This window comes from Pseudomonas azerbaijanorientalis (assembly GCF_019139795.1).
Classification (GTDB): Bacteria; Pseudomonadota; Gammaproteobacteria; order Pseudomonadales; family Pseudomonadaceae; genus Aquipseudomonas; species Aquipseudomonas laurylsulfatiphila.
Window position 1 is genome coordinate 1350912 of record NZ_CP077078.1, and the last position, 16340, is coordinate 1367251.

General features: G+C 61.0%; 13 protein-coding genes and 2 pseudogenes. 10 read left to right on the plus strand and 5 right to left on the minus strand.

The genetic code is table 11. The features are described 5' to 3' along the window. Positions 1 to 10: 10 nt before the first annotated feature. On the minus strand, positions 11 to 3133 hold the full coding sequence (locus tag KSS91_RS05880; protein ID WP_217837322.1) for a transglycosylase domain-containing protein: 3123 nt from the start codon (positions 3131 to 3133) through the stop codon (positions 11 to 13). A 524-nt stretch (positions 3134 to 3657) separates the two neighbouring features. On the opposite strand from KSS91_RS05880, the gene KSS91_RS05885 reads away from it, so the two are divergent. Continuing rightward, the gene (locus tag KSS91_RS05885) at positions 3658 to 5079 is read left to right on the plus strand and encodes an amino acid permease (RefSeq protein ID WP_217837323.1); all 1422 of its coding nucleotides are present in this window, start codon (positions 3658 to 3660) and stop codon (positions 5077 to 5079) included. A gap of 21 nt (positions 5080 to 5100) precedes the next feature. Here KSS91_RS05885 and KSS91_RS05890 read toward each other — a convergent pair. After that, a pseudogene (locus KSS91_RS05890) lies at positions 5101 to 6219 on the minus strand (OpgC family protein); the annotation flags it as partial. 245 nt (positions 6220 to 6464) lie between these two features. Between KSS91_RS05890 and KSS91_RS05895 the strand changes: the two are divergent. From KSS91_RS05895 to KSS91_RS05905, 3 genes are read left to right on the plus strand one after another with little or no spacing between them, the layout of a single operon-like run. Continuing rightward, positions 6465 to 6839 carry a GtrA family protein gene (locus KSS91_RS05895; protein WP_217837324.1) on the plus strand — a complete coding sequence of 125 codons (375 nt, stop codon included), beginning with the start codon at positions 6465 to 6467 and terminating at the stop codon, positions 6837 to 6839. Then, a complete protein-coding gene (locus KSS91_RS05900; RefSeq protein ID WP_015093685.1) occupies positions 6836 to 7777 on the plus strand; it encodes a glycosyltransferase family 2 protein in 942 nt (313 codons plus the stop codon). Before KSS91_RS05895 ends, KSS91_RS05900 begins: the two co-directional genes overlap by 4 nt. 1 nt (position 7778) lies before the next feature. After that, the gene (locus KSS91_RS05905; RefSeq protein WP_217837325.1) at positions 7779 to 9287 is read left to right on the plus strand and encodes a glucosyltransferase domain-containing protein; all 1509 of its coding nucleotides are present in this window, start codon (positions 7779 to 7781) and stop codon (positions 9285 to 9287) included. Between the two features lie 49 nt (positions 9288 to 9336). On the opposite strand, the gene KSS91_RS05910 is transcribed toward KSS91_RS05905, so the two are convergent. Both KSS91_RS05910 and KSS91_RS05915 read right to left on the minus strand, forming a co-directional pair. Continuing rightward, positions 9337 to 10956 carry an FMN-binding glutamate synthase family protein gene (locus KSS91_RS05910; protein WP_217837326.1) on the minus strand — a complete coding sequence of 540 codons (1620 nt, stop codon included), beginning with the start codon at positions 10954 to 10956 and terminating at the stop codon, positions 9337 to 9339. A 165-nt stretch (positions 10957 to 11121) separates the two neighbouring features. After that, positions 11122 to 11922, minus strand: a complete 801-nt coding sequence (locus KSS91_RS05915; protein ID WP_217837327.1) for a helix-turn-helix transcriptional regulator — start codon at positions 11920 to 11922, stop codon at positions 11122 to 11124. Between the two features lie 124 nt (positions 11923 to 12046). On the opposite strand from KSS91_RS05915, the gene KSS91_RS05920 reads away from it, so the two are divergent. The 6 genes and pseudogenes from KSS91_RS05920 (at position 12047) to KSS91_RS05940 (ending at position 15290) form a co-directional block, all read left to right on the plus strand. After that, entirely contained in the window at positions 12047 to 12868 is an 822-nt protein-coding gene (locus tag KSS91_RS05920) for a carbon-nitrogen hydrolase family protein (RefSeq protein ID WP_217837328.1), read from the plus strand. Positions 12869 to 13092: 224 nt separating this feature from the next. Beyond that, positions 13093 to 13371: pseudogene (locus KSS91_RS05925) on the plus strand (amino acid permease); the annotation flags it as partial. 35 nt (positions 13372 to 13406) lie between these two features. Beyond that, on the plus strand, positions 13407 to 13538 hold the full coding sequence (locus KSS91_RS28725) for a hypothetical protein (RefSeq protein WP_256589444.1): 132 nt from the start codon (positions 13407 to 13409) through the stop codon (positions 13536 to 13538). Positions 13539 to 13693: 155 nt separating this feature from the next. After that, positions 13694 to 14128, plus strand: coding sequence for an NUDIX hydrolase (locus tag KSS91_RS05930; protein WP_217837329.1), 435 nt, complete (start codon positions 13694 to 13696; stop codon positions 14126 to 14128). Positions 14129 to 14151: 23 nt separating this feature from the next. Further along, complete coding sequence (locus KSS91_RS05935; RefSeq protein ID WP_015093692.1) at positions 14152 to 14790, plus strand: LysE family translocator; 639 nt, start codon at positions 14152 to 14154, stop codon at positions 14788 to 14790. Between the two features lie 2 nt (positions 14791 to 14792). Further along, on the plus strand, positions 14793 to 15290 hold the full coding sequence (locus KSS91_RS05940) for a GNAT family N-acetyltransferase (RefSeq protein WP_217837330.1): 498 nt from the start codon (positions 14793 to 14795) through the stop codon (positions 15288 to 15290). 119 nt (positions 15291 to 15409) lie between these two features. Here the strand turns inward: KSS91_RS05940 and metR are convergent, their stop codons facing one another. Further along, complete coding sequence (metR, locus tag KSS91_RS05945) at positions 15410 to 16327, minus strand: transcriptional regulator MetR (RefSeq protein ID WP_015093694.1); 918 nt, start codon at positions 16325 to 16327, stop codon at positions 15410 to 15412. Positions 16328 to 16340: the final 13 nt, after the last annotated feature.

A 16340-nucleotide genomic window follows, 5' to 3' on the forward strand; every position in this document is an offset into this window, starting at 1 on the left:
CGATCCATGCCTAGCGGCGAGCGGTTGTCTCGGTTGCTGCCTTTGGCTGACACATCGTGTGGGTGCCCGGTTGCAGGTACGGCGTCAGGATCGGCGCCATGCCTTTGAGCACCTGCACCGGCAACGCCGAGGTGAAGGTGAAGTTCTCCGCCGAGCGGCCCGGCACGAAAGCTGTCAGCGTGCCGAAATGGTGATCGCCGATGTAGAACACGAACGTGGCCGTGCGGTTGAGCGATTTGGAACTCAGGATCCGCCCGCCCGAACCGACGGCTTCGATGCGGTTGTCACCGGTGCCGGTCTTGCCGCCCATCGCCAGCGGGCTGCCGTCGGCGAGTTTGAAACTGCCGGACACGCGTTTGGCCGTACCGGCATCGACCACTTGCGAAAGGGCTTCGCGCATGGCCGTGGCGACTTCGGATGGCATCACCCGTTTGCCGACGTCGGGGTCATTGACCAGTTGGGTTTCATAGGGTGTATGCGCGGCGAAATGCAGGCTGTCGATACGCAGGGTCGGCATGCGCACGCCATCGTTGAGGATGGTGCCGATCAATTCGGCCAGGGCTGCCGGGCGGTCACCGGAGCTGCCGATGGCGGTGGCCAGCGACGGCACCAGGTGGTCGAACGGATAACCGACTTGCTGCCAGCGCTGGTGAATGTCGAGGAATGCCTCGATCTCCAGCATGGTGCGGATGCGACTGTCACGGGCGCCTTTGTGCCTGCTTTTGAACAGCCAGCTGTAGACTTCCTGGCGCTCGAACTGGCTGGCTTTGACGACGTCGGCCCACTTGGCGTCGGGGTGATTGAGCAAGTAGCCCATCATCCACAGGTCCAATGGGTGAACCTTGGCGATGAAGCCCTGGTCCGGCAAGTCGTAGGCGCCGGGACCGTAGGCTTCGTAGAGCCGCACGAGGCGTTCGTCAGTGAGTTTTTCCGTGAGCTTGGCCCCCGTCAGGTGCGAGCGCACGAAGGCGTTGAAGCTTTCCTGGCTGGCCTGTGGCAGCAGGTAGCGATGTACGGCGGCCATGCGGATCGGCGTCGGGCGCATGCCGTCCAGGAAGGTTTCGAGCCGTTCCTGGGTGTTCTTGTTCCTGTACTTCTTCCAGAACTTGAGCAGGAAAGACGTGCCCTCGCGGTCGGCGAACTCGGCCAGGTATTCCTGGCGCCGCGGGTCGCGGTCGTCCTTGAGCAGTTCGGCACTGCTGTTGGGGCCGGAGTAGGTGGTGTAGCGCACCAGGTCACGCATCAGGCGAATGAACGGCAGGTTGATCGACTCGCGCAGGGCGTCGCGCAGGGTCGGTATCCGGCCGTTGTCTTCCTTGCGGAAGTTGTTGAACACATGCAGGCCGCCCCCGGTGAAAAACGCCTCGCCGGGGCTGGCGGAATATTTGCGGTCCAGGGCTGCGCCGAGCATTTTTTTCAGGTCGCGGTCCTTGTTTTCAACCAGGTAATCAACCGCCCAACGGCTCAGGCGGTCCTGATCCGGCACCTCGACCTTCTTCAGTTCCGCAACGGCCATGCCGGCGTATTTGTCGTGCAACTCGGCGATGATTTGCAGGTAGGTGGTCAGCACGCGCATTTTCGCGGTGGAGCCCAGTTCCAGTTTGCTGCCTTCATTGATGTCGAAGGGCTGGTCGGTGCTGTCGGTCTGTACCCGAACCCGCGAGCCGTCCGGTGTCAGTTCGAACAAGGTGAAGCTGTAGCGCACCTGGGTGGTGCTGGTGGTGGTCAGGAGGCGCTCGCCGATCAGGCCGATTTGCGTGGCAAATTCAGGGTCTGCGAGCTTTTTCAGGTACTCGGTGGCCTCGGATTGCAACTCGCCTTGCAGGGTGCTGGTGGCGGAGAGGTCAAGGCGGTCGAGGTCATACAAAGGGCGATTGAGCATGCCGGCCAGACGGCTGCGCGCCACGCTGATGCCCTTGTTGGTTTCGATCGGTTGCATGGTCGGCTGGGTGGCCCAGTCGCGGTAGGTCACTTTGCTGGCCAGGGCGGCGGCGGCGAACTCGGCGTCGATCACATGGTTTTGCGCCAGCAGGCGAATATGGCTGTCGGTGAGGTCGGCCAGTTCATCATGGCCCTTGGTCAGGTAATGCGACGGGCGGCGCTGCGCAATCATCAATGACAGCACTTCACGCAAGACCAGGCCTTTTTCCGCCATGGTCTTTGGATCCGTTGCCGGGCTGTTCAGCACCTTGTTGGCGCTTTCGAAATCGGAGCCGTACCACACACGCAAACCCTCAGCCATGCCATGCACTTCACCGTGGCCCGGTACGGCTGACAACGGCACGCTGTTGAGGTAGTCGCGAACCACGTTCTGCCGCGCTTCCAGGGTTTGTGGCCCGGCCTGATAGGCGCGTACGGTGGCAGAAATCATCTGGCGAATTTTTTCCGCGCCGTTGACCGTCAAACCATCGGGGGAGTGCCGGTACTTCTCCAGTTGCGTGGCCAGGGTACTGCCACCGGCGGACTGGCCGGGCACGTGCAACATCTTGGCCAACTGGGACCACGCCGCCATGCCGAACCGCGGCCAGTCCACCGCCGGGTTGGCCAGCGGCTGCCTGGGATCGAGCAGGAAGCGGTTCTCGATGAACAGCAGGCTGTTGACCACCACCGGCGGGATCGAGGCAAAGGTTGAGTAAAGTTGTTGCGGGTAGTTGTACTGGTACAGCGGCGCTGCGCGGCAATCGGTGATCGACAGCCCGGCCTGGATTTTCTCGGCATAAGGCACGAACAGACCTTTGTCGGTGTACTTCAACAGCTCTGGAGAAAAGCGGGATTGCGCCTCAACGACGAAGTTGCGCTTGATCAGGCGCGGCAGGAACTCATCCATAGAGCTGTAGCCCAGGCGCCGATCGAACGGGCCATCGCCTGGATAGCGAATCGCATCGCTGGGGCCGGGTTTGAGCTCATAGTTCAGTGACGCGGCATATTTGCTGACTTCCTGGGCCTGGAACTTCGAGGTGCGCATCTCCCTCATGGCGGCCAGCCCCACGACAATCGCGATAATCAACAGCAATAGCCAGAACGCTCCCCACCCGTGTCTGGAACGACGGGGTTTTTCAGGTATAGGCGCTTCATCCACACTATCAGTCGGGACCACGGTTTTACTCGAATCGGTTTGCCACAAAGCGCCCATAGTCGACTGATCCATTCACGCAGATTGATCGGACTTGACTCAAGCTTAGACGGTGGTTGGCGAGGGTGAAAAAAATGTGAAGGGCAAAATGATGCACGGACGCACCAATAATCAGGCTAATTGAAGCACTTGTGGCGAGGGGGCTTGCCCCCGTTGCGCTGCGAAGCGGCGCTAAAACCTGCGACTGGTGATTGTCTGGTACACCGCGTTTTCCTGTTTTGCGACTGCTTCGCAGCCGAACGGGGGCAAGCCCCCTCGCCACAGGTACTGCTGTGGCTGGAAAGGGGTGGTTGTCTGAAATAGCTGATTTAGACATGTCGAAGGGGTAAATACGGCTTTGGCAGGGGCATGACGATGCACCATTGTTGTGCAATACTCGGCGCCGCTTTTCCCACTGAACTTGCGGGTTTTTCCTACAGGACGGCGTTGCCCACGAGGCAGGGCCGGTTCGGGAAGCGATGGCTTATCGGCCTGCGCTTCGCCACTCGGTGGTCATATCCAATAACAAGACGAGGTTGTACCCAATGCCCGTAGGCAATCACCTGCCCCAAGGCGAGACCGCTCAGGGCGGTCCGCTCAAACGTGAACTCGGCGAGCGGCATATTCGCCTGATGGCACTCGGTGCCTGTATCGGCGTCGGCCTGTTCCTGGGCTCGGCCAAGGCCATCGAAATGGCCGGCCCGGCCATCATGCTGTCCTACATCATCGGCGGTCTGGCGATCCTGGTGATCATGCGCGCCCTCGGCGAGATGGCCGTGCACAACCCGGTTGCCGGCTCGTTCAGCCGTTACGCCCAAGACTATCTGGGCCCGTTGGCGGGTTTCCTGACCGGCTGGAACTACTGGTTCCTGTGGCTGGTGACCTGCGTCGCGGAAATCACGGCCGTGGCGGTATACATGGGGATCTGGTTTCCCGATGTACCGCGCTGGATCTGGGCGCTCGCTGCGTTGATCAGCATGGGCTCGATCAACCTGATCGCGGTCAAGGCTTTTGGTGAGTTCGAGTTCTGGTTTGCCTTGATCAAGATCGTCACCATCATTGCGATGGTGTTCGGCGGCATCGGCATCATTGCTTTCGGTTTCGGCAACGACGGTGTGGCCCTGGGGATTTCCAACCTGTGGACCCATGGCGGCTTCATGCCCAACGGCGTGCAAGGCGTGTTGATGTCCCTGCAAATGGTGATGTTTGCCTATCTGGGCGTGGAGATGATCGGCCTGACCGCCGGTGAGGCGAAGAACCCGCAAAAGACCATTCCGAACGCCATCGGCTCGGTGTTCTGGCGGATTCTGCTGTTCTACGTCGGCGCGTTGTTCGTGATCCTGTCGATCTACCCGTGGAATGAAATCGGCACCCAGGGCAGCCCGTTCGTGATGACCTTCGAGCGCCTGGGTATCAAGACCGCCGCCGGCATCATCAACTTCGTGGTGATCACGGCGGCGCTGTCGTCCTGCAACGGTGGCATCTTCAGTACCGGGCGCATGCTCTACAGCCTGGCGCAGAACGGCCAGGCCCCGGCCGGCTTTGCCAAGACCTCGAACAACGGCGTGCCGCGTCGTGCATTGCTGCTGTCGATTGGCGCCTTGCTGTTGGGCGTGTTGCTGAACTATCTGGTGCCGGAAAAAGTGTTTGTCTGGGTGACGGCCATTGCCACCTTCGGCGCGATCTGGACCTGGGTGATGATCCTGCTGGCCCAGCTCAAGTTCCGTAAAGGGCTGAGCGCCAGCGAAGCGGCCGGCCTGAAATATCGCATGTGGCTTTACCCGGTCAGTTCGTACCTGGCTCTGGCGTTCCTGGTGCTGGTGGTCGGCCTGATGGCGTACTTCCCGGATACCCGCGTGGCGTTGTATGTGGGGCCCGCGTTCCTGGTGCTGCTGACGGTGCTGTTCTACGTGTTCAAGCTGCAACCGACTAATGTGTCGCAGGGGGCGGTGCGTTCGGTTTCGTGAATGTGCCCCGGTCCATTTGACCGGGGCTTTTTTGATTGTCTGATTCAAACGCTTGTTGAACTCAAGCCACATCGCCAGCAACGCCATCAGCCCGGCGCCCACCAGCGCCGTGAAAATCTGCATGGCAAACGCATCGTCGGTCAGGGCATTGACCATGTCCGCCAAGGGCGCCAGCAGCACGCCCAGGCAGAAAATCTCCAGCGAGAAACGGCCCATGCGGCAGCTTTGCTGCGCCAGCCAGTTTTGCGTCCATCCGCTGTCGGGAATCAGTTTCGCCGTGACGTAGGCCAGTGCGAGGAAGTGCAGCAGGCGCACGGGGGACAGGTTGGTCTTGCTGATGGGGTAGAAGAAGTTTTGCAGGCTCGCCGGCACCACGGCATCGTGCAGGTCCGGCCAACGCCACAGGACGGTCAACACACCCGCGACCACGACATACAGCGCCGCACTCACAAACAAGGGCTGGCGTACCAATGGGCGGGTTTCGGGCAGGCGCGGGCGCTGGCTGTGGATCGCAGCGGCGCCGCCGAGCACGAACAGCAATTGCCAGGCGACCGGGTTGAAATACCACACGCCGTCCTTGATGGCCGCCAGGTTCCAGCCCGCCAGTGGCACCATCAGGTACAGCGCCACTGACATCGCGACCACCACCCAGGCCTTGCGCACCAGTATCGGCAGCACCAGGGGCAGTCCGGCCAGCAGCACGATGTACAGTGGCAACGGGTCCATCAGGTTCGGCTTGAAGCGCAACAGCAGTTCATCGATCAGGGCCTGCTGTGGGTTGCTGATGAAATGATGCATGCCCATTTCCTCCACCAGATCCCGTGTTTCCACGTGACTGTTGGCGAAAAACACAATGCCCATCAGCATCGCCAGCAGGAAGATATGCACCACGTAGAGCACCCACGCCCGGCGCAGGATCTTCACGCAGGCGATCAGAAAGCCTTCGCGCGCCAGGACTTTGCCGTACGCCAGCACCGCCGCAAAACCTGCCAGAAACACGAAAACCTCGGCCGCATCGCTGAAACCGAAGTTACGCAGGGTGATTTGCCCCAAAGGGTTGTGGGGCACGTGATCCCAAAAGATGAAGATCAGTGCCAGGCCACGAAAAAAGTCGATCCGGTGATCGCGCGCTAACGTCATGACAGCAGGCTCGTATCAGCGAGTGAAAATGGGATTGGCTGCGGGCGCAAAGGGCCGCGAGCCAAGTCGGCGGCGCGCAGGGTGGCGTGATTCGCAGTGAATTGCAAAACCGGGATATTACCGGATGTCTCGGACGTTGCTCCAAGGCTCAACCGCTGGTCTGAAAGGTCCGCCAATCTGCGATTTCTGACAGCAGACAGGCTCAAATACTCATAAGTACAACGTTCTTGAAACGGGAGCCTCACATGAGACTGTTGTGGAAAGGGCTGTCCAGCTACACGGTGATCGGGGTCGCCAACACCCTGATTCACTGGCAGGTCTTTTTTCTACTGAGCGTGGCGGCCGGCCTCAGTCAGGCACTCAGCAACCTGGCAGCCTTCTGCGTGGCTGCGTCATTTTCGTTCTACATGAACGCGCAATTTACCTTCGCCGCCAGTGCCACGATCGGCGGTTATCTGCTGTTTCTTCTGGGCATGGGGACACTGAGCCTGGGCATCGGTCACCTGGGTGATGTGTGGCGCCTGCATGGCCTGCTCACCGTGGCCCTGTTTTCAGCGTTGAGCCTGGTGTTCGGTTTCCTGTATTCCAAATACGTGGTGTTTCGCGGGCGTGATCAATGAAAATTTCGCTCATCGTCCCGGTATTCAACGAGGAGCAGTCAATCAACCTGTTTTATCAGGCCGTGCGCCGAGAGTTGAAACTGGGCGACACCGAGGTTGAAATCGTCTTCATCAACGACGGCAGTTCCGACCGCACGGCCGAACAGGCCACAGCACTGGCCGAGGCCGATGAGCAGGTGCTGCTGATCAATTTTTCGCGCAACTTCGGCAAGGAACCGGCCCTGTTTGCCGGCCTGGAGCACGCCAGCGGCGATGCCGTGATTCCCATGGATGTCGACCTGCAGGACCCGATCAGCGTCATCCCGTTGTTGGTCGAGCAATGGCAGAAGGGCGCCGATGTGGTGCTCGCCAAGCGCCGCAATCGGGACGTCGACGGTTACCTCAGGCGCCACAGCGCGTCGATTTTCTACCACGTGCTCAATCGCATCGCCTACACCCGAATCGAGGAAAACGTCGGAGATTTCCGGCTGATGGATCGCAAGGTGGTCGACGTGATCCGTTCCCTGCCCGAGCATCAGTTGTTCATGAAAGGCGTGTTGTCGTGGGCCGGGTTCAACTCCGTGGTGGTGGAGTACGAGCGGGCCGGGCGGGTAGCGGGGAACAGCAAGTTCAATGGCTGGAAGCTGTGGAACCTGGCCCTGGAAGGCGTGACCTCGTTCAGCACCGTGCCGCTGCGCTTGTGGACCTATGTCGGTGGCGGCATCTCGATTTTCGCGGTGTTTTACGCGGTGTACATGGTGCTGGACAAGATTTTCTTCGGCAACAACGTCCCCGGGTACCCGTCGCTGATGACCGCGATCCTGTTTCTCGGCGGCGTGCAACTGATCGGCATCGGCATCCTCGGCGAGTACATCGGTCGCATCTATATCGAGGCCAAGCACCGGCCGCGTTATGTGATCAAGGACATCGTCGGCGGTAAAGACCGGGGCGGGCACTAGCATGGGCCGGTTCAGCGACTTTTTCGTTCGCGAGCTCAGCCAGCATGAGGTCTGGCGGTTTTTTCTGCTCGCCACCCTGGTGTATGTCCTGCCGTTGATCCTCGCGGATTATCCCTACATCGATGACAACTGGCGCTCGCTGGCGGCGGGCATGGCCTGGTCCGAACAGGGCCGACTCTTCGCCCAACTGTTCTACAACGCGCTGACTTTCAGCCATGCCGCGCCGAACATCTTTCCCTTGCCCCTGTTGATCGCCACGCTGGCCATGGCGGCCGCGCTGACCAGCCTGACCTTCCATTATTTTCGCCAGCCGACCGTCGCTTGCTGTCTGGTGCTGTTGCCGCTCTGGTACAACCCGTTCTTCCTGCAGAACCTGTCCTATCAATACGACGGTCCCACCACGACCTTGAGCCTGGTGGCGGTGATCTACGCGATCACCTTTCGTCATCCGTGGCGCAGCGTGCAATGGCTGGTGCCCTCGTTCCTGATTGCACTGGCGCTGGGGTTGTATCAGATCAGCCTGAATGTGTTCCTGGGCCTGTGTTGCCTGGAATTGCTCAGGGCCGCCAACGATAAAACCGCCCCGGTGCCATGGCGCGACCTGCTGGGCTGGAAAGCCGCCCAGGTCATCCTCGGCGGGTTGATCTACAGCGTCAGCGCTTATCTATTCATGGATTCCAAGCGCACGTTGCTGCTGGACTGGACGGCGCATCCTTTATTGCAGATCCAGATCAACATGGCCCGGGTCCTGGAAAAAGTCGTGCTGCTGTTCCATGGCGGATGGCTCTGGGTGTTCGGCGGGTTGCTGTTGCTCGCGATAGCCGGGGCGGTGCGGTTGGGACTGAACGTAGCGGCGCGTCAGGACGACGGGCCGAAGAAACTGTTGATCGGTTTGATGTGCTTGCTGACAGTGCCGGTGGTGACGCTGCTGGTGTCCGGTGTCGCGCTGTTTTTCCGCGATTTCAATGAGGGTGCCCGCACCTTGATGGGGTTCGCCGTGCTGCTGGTGTTGCTGTGCTATTTGAGCCATCTGGCGCTGGCGTCGATTCATGAGCGACTGCCACTGTTGTTGATCATTGCGCTGCTGGCGATGCTGTCTTTGTCGTTCGCCTATGGCCGGGTGCTGACGCTGCAGAAAACCTTTGCGTCCACGGCACTGGCCAGCCTTGCGTACGACATCGCCAGCCATCAGTCGCTGCGCGAGGCCAGGCGGATCTACCTCTCGGTGACTTACTCCGACTATTGGTTGGTGGCGGCGGCAGGCACGTTCAAGCAGATGCCGGTGCTGCACTACCTGCTCAATACCGATTTTTACATGCTGGCCGAGAATCTGCCGAAAGCGGGCATCACCAATGTGGTGGCGGAGCGCGAGCGCCGCAACGCGACGCGGGTTGGCTATCAGGGCTATCCGGCGCTGGTGGACAGCCAGTTCTACCGGATTTACCTGATTGGCGATTACGGTTTTATCGTGATGAAGGAGCCGGCCTTGAGCAAATCGCTGCGTTGGTGACGGGCGAAGATCAAAAGATCGCAGCCTGCGACCGCTCCTGCAGCGTGGGTCAGGCGGCGGCTACATCGTTGGGCTCGAAACTGTCGGCCCGGGCCATCTGCCACATCCGCGAGTAGAACTCGCCGTTCACTTCGCCGGTCAGCAATTCCCCCGGCTTGAGGAACACGTGCAGCTGCGAGAACAGCTTGATCTCGGTCGCCGACATGCGTCGCACCAGATGCTTGGCCGACAACTGCGACGGATGTTCGAGGCCGGCGGCGGCGAGCATTTCCGCCAGGGCCTTGAGGGTGTTGCGGTGGAAGTTGAATACGCGCTGGGCCTTGTCCGGCACCACCAGCGCGCGTTGGCGCAGGGTGTCCTGGGTGGCGACGCCGGTCGGGCATTTGTTGGTGTGGCAGCTCTGCGACTGGATGCAACCGATGGCGAACATGAAGCCGCGCGCCGAGTTGGCCCAGTCGGCACCGATGGCCAGCACGCTGGCGATGTCGAAGGCGCTGACGATCTTGCCGCTGGCGCCGAGTTTGATCTTGTCCCGCAGGTTCAGGCCCACCAGGGTGTTGTGCACGAACAGCAAGCCCTCGCGCATCGGCACGCCGATGTGGTCGGTGAACTCCACGGGCGCGGCGCCGGTGCCGCCTTCCTTGCCATCGACCACGATGAAGTCCGGGAGGATGCCCGTCTCCAGCATGGCCTTGGCAATGCCCATGAACTCCCACGGATGGCCGAGGCAGAACTTGAAACCCACCGGTTTACCGCCGGACAACTCACGCAGTTGTGCGATGAAATGCATCATTTCGATCGGTGTCGAAAATGCCGTGTGGCGCGAGGGTGACACGCAATCCTCGCCCATCAGGATGCCGCGGGTTTCGGCGATTTCCCTGGTGACCTTGTGCTTGGGCAGGATGCCGCCGTGACCGGGCTTGGCGCCCTGGCTCATCTTGATTTCGATCATCCGCACCTGTGGCGTGCGGGCTTGCGCGGCGAAGCGTTCCGGGTCGAAACAACCGTCGCTGGTGCGGCAGCCGAAGTAACCGCTGCCCAGCTCCCATGTCAGGTCACCGCCGTGTTCCCGATGATAGGGGCTAATGCTGCCTTCGCCGGTGTCATGGGCGAAATTGCCCAGCTTGGCGCCCTGGTTCAACGCGCGGATGGCGTTGGCGCTGAGAGAGCCGAAACTCATGGCTGAAATGTTGAACACCGACGCCGAATACGGTTGGGTGCACTGCGGGCCGCCGACGGTGACGCGGAAACTGCTCGGGTCGCTCAACGGCGCCGGGCGCATGGAATGGCCGATGAACTCGAAACCCGATTGGTACACGTCAATCAGGGTGCCGAAGGGTTTGTCGGCGGTTTCGTTCTTGGCCCGGGAATAAACCAGCGAGCGCTGGGCCCGGGAGAAGGGCAGGGCTTCGCTGTCGGATTCGAGCAGGTACTGGCGGATTTCCGGGCGGATGCCTTCGACCAGGTAGCGGATATTGCCCAGGATCGGGTAATTGCGGCGCACCGCGTGGGGACTCTGCAGCAGATCGAACAGGCCGATCAGGCTGAGGACGCCAGTGACGGCGGTGATCGGCCAGAGCCAGTCATAGTCAAGAAAGGGCAGGCTGGCGAGGGTGAAGATCACGCAGACGGCAAAGAAGGCGTAGCGGCTCAGGAGTGACAGGCTCATACGGTTTCCTTGGGTTCGGACTCAATAAATTTGGCTAAACACAAAACACTGTGGGAGCGGGCTTGCCCGCGAAGACGCTGTGTCGGCCACTATCAATGTTGAATGTGATGGCCTCTTCGCGGGCAAGCCCGCTCCCACATAAAAGCAAAGCCCCCCAATGGGTTGTCAGGCATTTTGTGCCTGGAGAAAAATCGAAAACAGCTCGGACTGGGACTTGATCCCCAGCTTGCTGTACATGTGTTTCTTGTGGACTTTCACGGTTTCGACAGAGATTTCCAGCTTACGGGCGATTTCTTTACTGGAGCAACCGCTGAGCATCAAACGCCCGACATCCAGCTCCCGGGCGGTCAACTGCGCACCCTTGAGCTGCTGCACCGAGGCCTCCAGTTGCACCCGCCAGTCGGCTTGCGGCGGTGCGGGAGCGAGGGCCGCCGCTTCGTTGATTTCATAGGGTAGACGCTGGCGCAACAGGCCGAGCACCCATGGCTGGATCAACGACAACAAGGCGATCTGCTGGCCGCTGAAACGCTGCGTGCTGCCCAGGGACAGGCACAGCGTGCGGTCGCCTTCGAGCTGGCAATTGAACTGGATTTCGTCGGCCACCACATTCAGACGAAAGTAGCGCTGGTAATACTCGGTCAGCTCGAAGTGCTCCGGGGCCACTTCCGACAGTCGATACAGCCCGGTGCGCGACTGCTCGAGGCAGGCGATGTAGAAGGGGTCGAGCAGGTACAGGCCGCGCAGGTAATCCTGGAACAACGGGTCGGTGCTGCCGTCCTCGCCGGGGCATTCGGCGAACACCTGCGGGCGCTGATCGGCGCTGAAAAGCAGGGCCACCCAGCTGTCGAAGGGCACGTACTGATCCAGCAAACGCACCAGTTGGGTCCAGAAATTGGGCTTGTCCAGGGCGTCGATCAGTTGCCCCACCGAGCGGTGCCAGGCGATGTCGTCCAACGAGAGTGTCATGCATCTACCCCTATCGTGTTACCCCAGCGGCGTGATTCCCCGCCCGGTTGCTTGCTGCGCATACTGGCGCACAGACACCGACCGGGCAATCTTTCTGCCGCCCGGGCCACAACAAGGAATACCCATGAAGGTCGAACTCGCCCAATTGGCAGGCCGTGACAACGATAAAGCCTACAACCTCGAACGCACCCTGGCGGCCATCGCCGCGTGCGCAGCCGACACGCAGCTGATCATGTTCCCTGAAGGCCATTTGATGGGCTTCCCTTCGGCGGAGTCCGTGGCCGATGTCGCCGAACCAGTGGACGGTCCGTCCGTCAGTGCGGTGCTAGACGCCGCCCGCCAGCGCAAAATCGCCGTGGCCATCGGCATGGCCGAAATCGACAACGGCCGCTTCTACAACACCACGCTGCTGATCACCCCTGAAGGCATCGCGCTGAAATACCGCAAGACGCACTTGTGGGCCTCGGATCGCGGTGTGTACGAGGCGGGTGATCGCTACGCCACTTGCCTGTGGAACGGCGTACGCGTGGGCCTGCTGATTTGCTACGACATCGAATTCCCCGAAAGCGCCCGCGCCCTGGCGCAACTGGGCGCCGAGTTGTTGATCGTCACCAACGGCAACATGGACCCCTACGGCCCGACCCACCGCACCGCCATCATGGCCCGCGCCCAGGAAAACCAGGCGTTTGCGCTGATGGTCAACCGGGTGGAAGAGGGTGATGGCGGTTTGTTGTTTGCCGGTGGCAGTGCGCTGGTCGATCCGCTGGGCACGCTGCTGTTCGAGGCCGGACGCGAGGAAGGGCAGTTTGCCGTTGAACTGGACCTGAGTCAGTTGACGGCGGCGCGTCAGGATTATCGGTATCTGGATGATCAGCGGCTGAAGTTGCCGGGGGAGGTGGTCGAGCATGCAACTGGATTGCTCGAGCTGCTGATTCCCAAGGGCTGATCCAGATTCTGTGTGGCTGGTGCCGGCCCCTTCGCGAGCAAGCCCGCTCCCACATTTGATCTCGGGCATTCACAAAACCAATGTGGGAGCGGGCTTGCTCGCGAAGAGGCCCTCCCAAACGACATGCCTGCTTGATCATTCATCGAAGAACAACAACGCAACACCCGTAATTTGCGCCGAACTCGGCTCTGCCATAAATCCAATAAAATTCGGAGTAGTCGCTCATGGCTCGTTTGCAACGCACCCTGTCACTGGGGGCGGTGGTGCTTTTTGGCATCGCCTGCATGACGCCGATCATTGTGATCGGCACCTTTGGCATCCTCGCTCAATCTACCGTCGGCATGGTACCGGCCGCGTACCTCGCGGCGTTGGTGGCGATGTTCTTCACCGCAATGAGCTACGGCCGCATGGCCTCGGCCTTCCCGGTGGCCGGCTCGGCCTATAGCTATGTGCGCAAGGCCATTAGCCCGAAACTCGGGTTCATCGCCGGTTGGGCCGTGCTTTCCCGTTCATCGGCCTGGCAGCGGATTTGTGGTTGATGGTCAGCCTCGATCACCTGGCGGTTTATCTGGGGTTGAGCTGGCTGGCGATCGGCGTGTTGTACCTGGCGGTCTTGACCGGCGGTTTCCGTCGGCAGCCGCCGGAGATGGATTTCCAGGAAGCCACGTAAAGGAAACTGTAGGAGCGAGCTTGCTCGCGATAAACCTGAGGGCGCCGATGGGCAACTGGTTCTACGCGTTTTCGTTCACGACCATCGCGAGCAAGCTCGCTCCTACAGGGCGGACATGTGATCCTTAGCGCTTTTGAGTCAAAGGCCTTTTGTTTATGACGACGTTTTCCATACCTGCCTCCCGGACCATCCGCATCGCCGCAGCCCTGCTGATCGGTCCTGACGGTCGCACGTTGCTGGTGCGCAAGCGCGGTACCACGGCGTTCATGCAGCCCGGTGGCAAGATCGAACCCCATGAATTGCCGGTTCATGCCCTGGCCCGGGAGCTGGAGGAAGAACTGGGTCTGGATATCGACCCGGCGCAGGCCGTTTACCTCGGTCACTTTTCGGCACCGGCGGCCAACGAGCCGGGTTTTGTCGTACACGCCGAGCTGTTTCAGCTGAAGATTGATTCAGAGGTCACCCCGGCGGCGGAGATCGAAGAGGTGATCTGGATCGACCCGGTGACCGACGGCGGTGTCTGTCTGGCGCCATTGACAAGGGACCGGATCCTGCCGTTTTATCGGGCATCGCTGACTGCGATCGCCTGATCATCACGCAAAGGACCTCGCCCATGATCCCGCTCCAAGACCTGCTGATTTTTGCTGCTGCCGCGTTGCTGATGGTACTGACCCCGGGGCCGAACATGATCTACCTGATCTCCCGTTCGATCTGCCAGGGGCGCAAGGCCGGGGTGATCTCCTTGCTCGGCGTGGTCGCGGGTTTTTTCGTGCACCTGTTTGCTGCGGCCGCCGGTCTGACCGCGGTGTTCCTGGCGGTGCCGATGGCCTATGAGGTGTTGAAGTGGGCCGGTGCGCTGTACCTGTTGTGGCTGGCCTGGCAGGCGGTCAAACCCGGTGCGCGCTCGCCGTTCGAGGCCCAGCAGTTGCCCCCGGATTCGTCGCGCAAGCTGATCACCATGGGCTTTCTGACCAGTGCCCTGAACCCGAAAATCGCGGTGTTCTATCTGTCGGTGTTTCCGCAGTTCATCACGCCGGAGCACGGTTCGGTGTTCAGCCAGAGCATCATCCTCGGCCTGACCCAGATCAGCGTCAGCTTCTGCGTCAACCTGCTGATCGCCATGTTTGCCGCAGGTATCGCCTCGTGGTTCGTCAACAATCCGACCTGGCTGGCGATGCAGCGCTATTTCATGGGCTTCGTATTGTCGGGGCTGGCGCTGCGGCTGATGCTTGAGCAAAAACGGATGGCCTGAGGATGTGGATCGAGCGACTGGACGCCAGCCATGCCCTGGACTACCGGGCACTGATGCTCGAAGCCTTCGACCTGCACCCGCAAGCCTTTACCTCGAGTGTGCGTGAGCGGGCGGCGATGCCGCTGGGTTGGTGGGAGTCGCGTCTGACGAGCAAGCTGGACGTGGTGCTCGGGGCGTTCGAGGACGGCCGGTTGGCCGGCATTGTCGGCCTTGCCTTCGAGTCTCGGGAGAAGGCCCGGCACAAGGTGACGCTGTTTGGCATGTACGTGACCCCCGGGGTCCGCCAGCGTGGGCTCGGCTATGAACTGGTTCAGGCGGCATTGGCCGAGGCGCAGCACCATGCAGGTTTGCGCCTGATCCAGTTGACCGTCACCGCCGGCAACGATGCCGCGTTCAACCTCTACCGGCGCTGCGGTTTCGTCCAGTTCGGCCTGGAACCGATGGCCGTGCGTGTGGGGGAGGATTACTTCGACAAGATCCACATGTGGCGCGAGCTCTAAGGATCACCAAGATCCCTTGTGGGAGCGGGCTTGCTCGCGAATACGGTCTTGCATTCAACAATGATGTTGGCTGATACACCGCTTTCGCGAGCAAGCCCGCTCCCACATTTGATTGCATTTCAGCGAACCGCACTAACGCCGTCCAGCGTCGAAAACGACGTGTCCTTGGCCGTCAGCAAGAAGTCGCGCATGTACGGTGCATCGAGCATGTCGGCGCGGATCGCCGCATACAGCGTGGCGAACAAACCCTTCTCACCCAGCCGCTTGGCTTTCACATAACCCCGCGAACTGTATTCATGCAGCGCCCAATGGGGCATGCCGCACACGCCACGACCGCTGGCCACCAGTTGCATCATCATCACCGTCAGTTCCGAGGTGCGGACCTGGGCCGGTTCGATGTCGGCGGGTTCTAGGAAGCGGGTGAAGATGTCCAGCCGGTCCCGTTCCACCGGGTAGGTGATCAGGGTTTCCGGGAGCAAGTCTTCGGGGACGATATAGGCCTTGCCGGCCAGGCGGTGCTGGTTGGCCACCGCGAGCATCGCTTCATAAGTGAACAGCGGTACATAGGTGATCCCGGCCAGATCCAGCGGGTCGGAGGTCACCACCAGGTCCAGGTCGCCACGGGCCAGGGCCGGCAGCGGGGCGAAGGAGAAGCCCGAGGCCAGGTCCAGCTCGACTTCCGGCCAGGCATCGCGGAACTGGTCGATGGTTGGCATCAGCCACTGGAAGCAACTGTGGCATTCGATGGCCATGTGCAGGCGCCCGGCAGTGCCCCCGGCCAGGCGACTGATGTCGCGTTCGGCGGCGCGCAGCAATGGCAAGGTGGCGTCGGCCAATTGCAGCAGGCGCAAACCGGCGCTGGTGAAGCGCACCGGTTTGGTCTTGCGCACGAACAACGGCATGCCCATGCGCTCTTCCAGCTCCTTGAACTGGTGAGACAGGGCCGACTGGGTCAGGTGCAGGCGATCGGCTGCGTCCACCAGGCTGTCGGCTTCGCGCAAGGCGTGCAGGGTCTTGAGGTGACGGATTTCAAGCACCGGAGGCTCCATG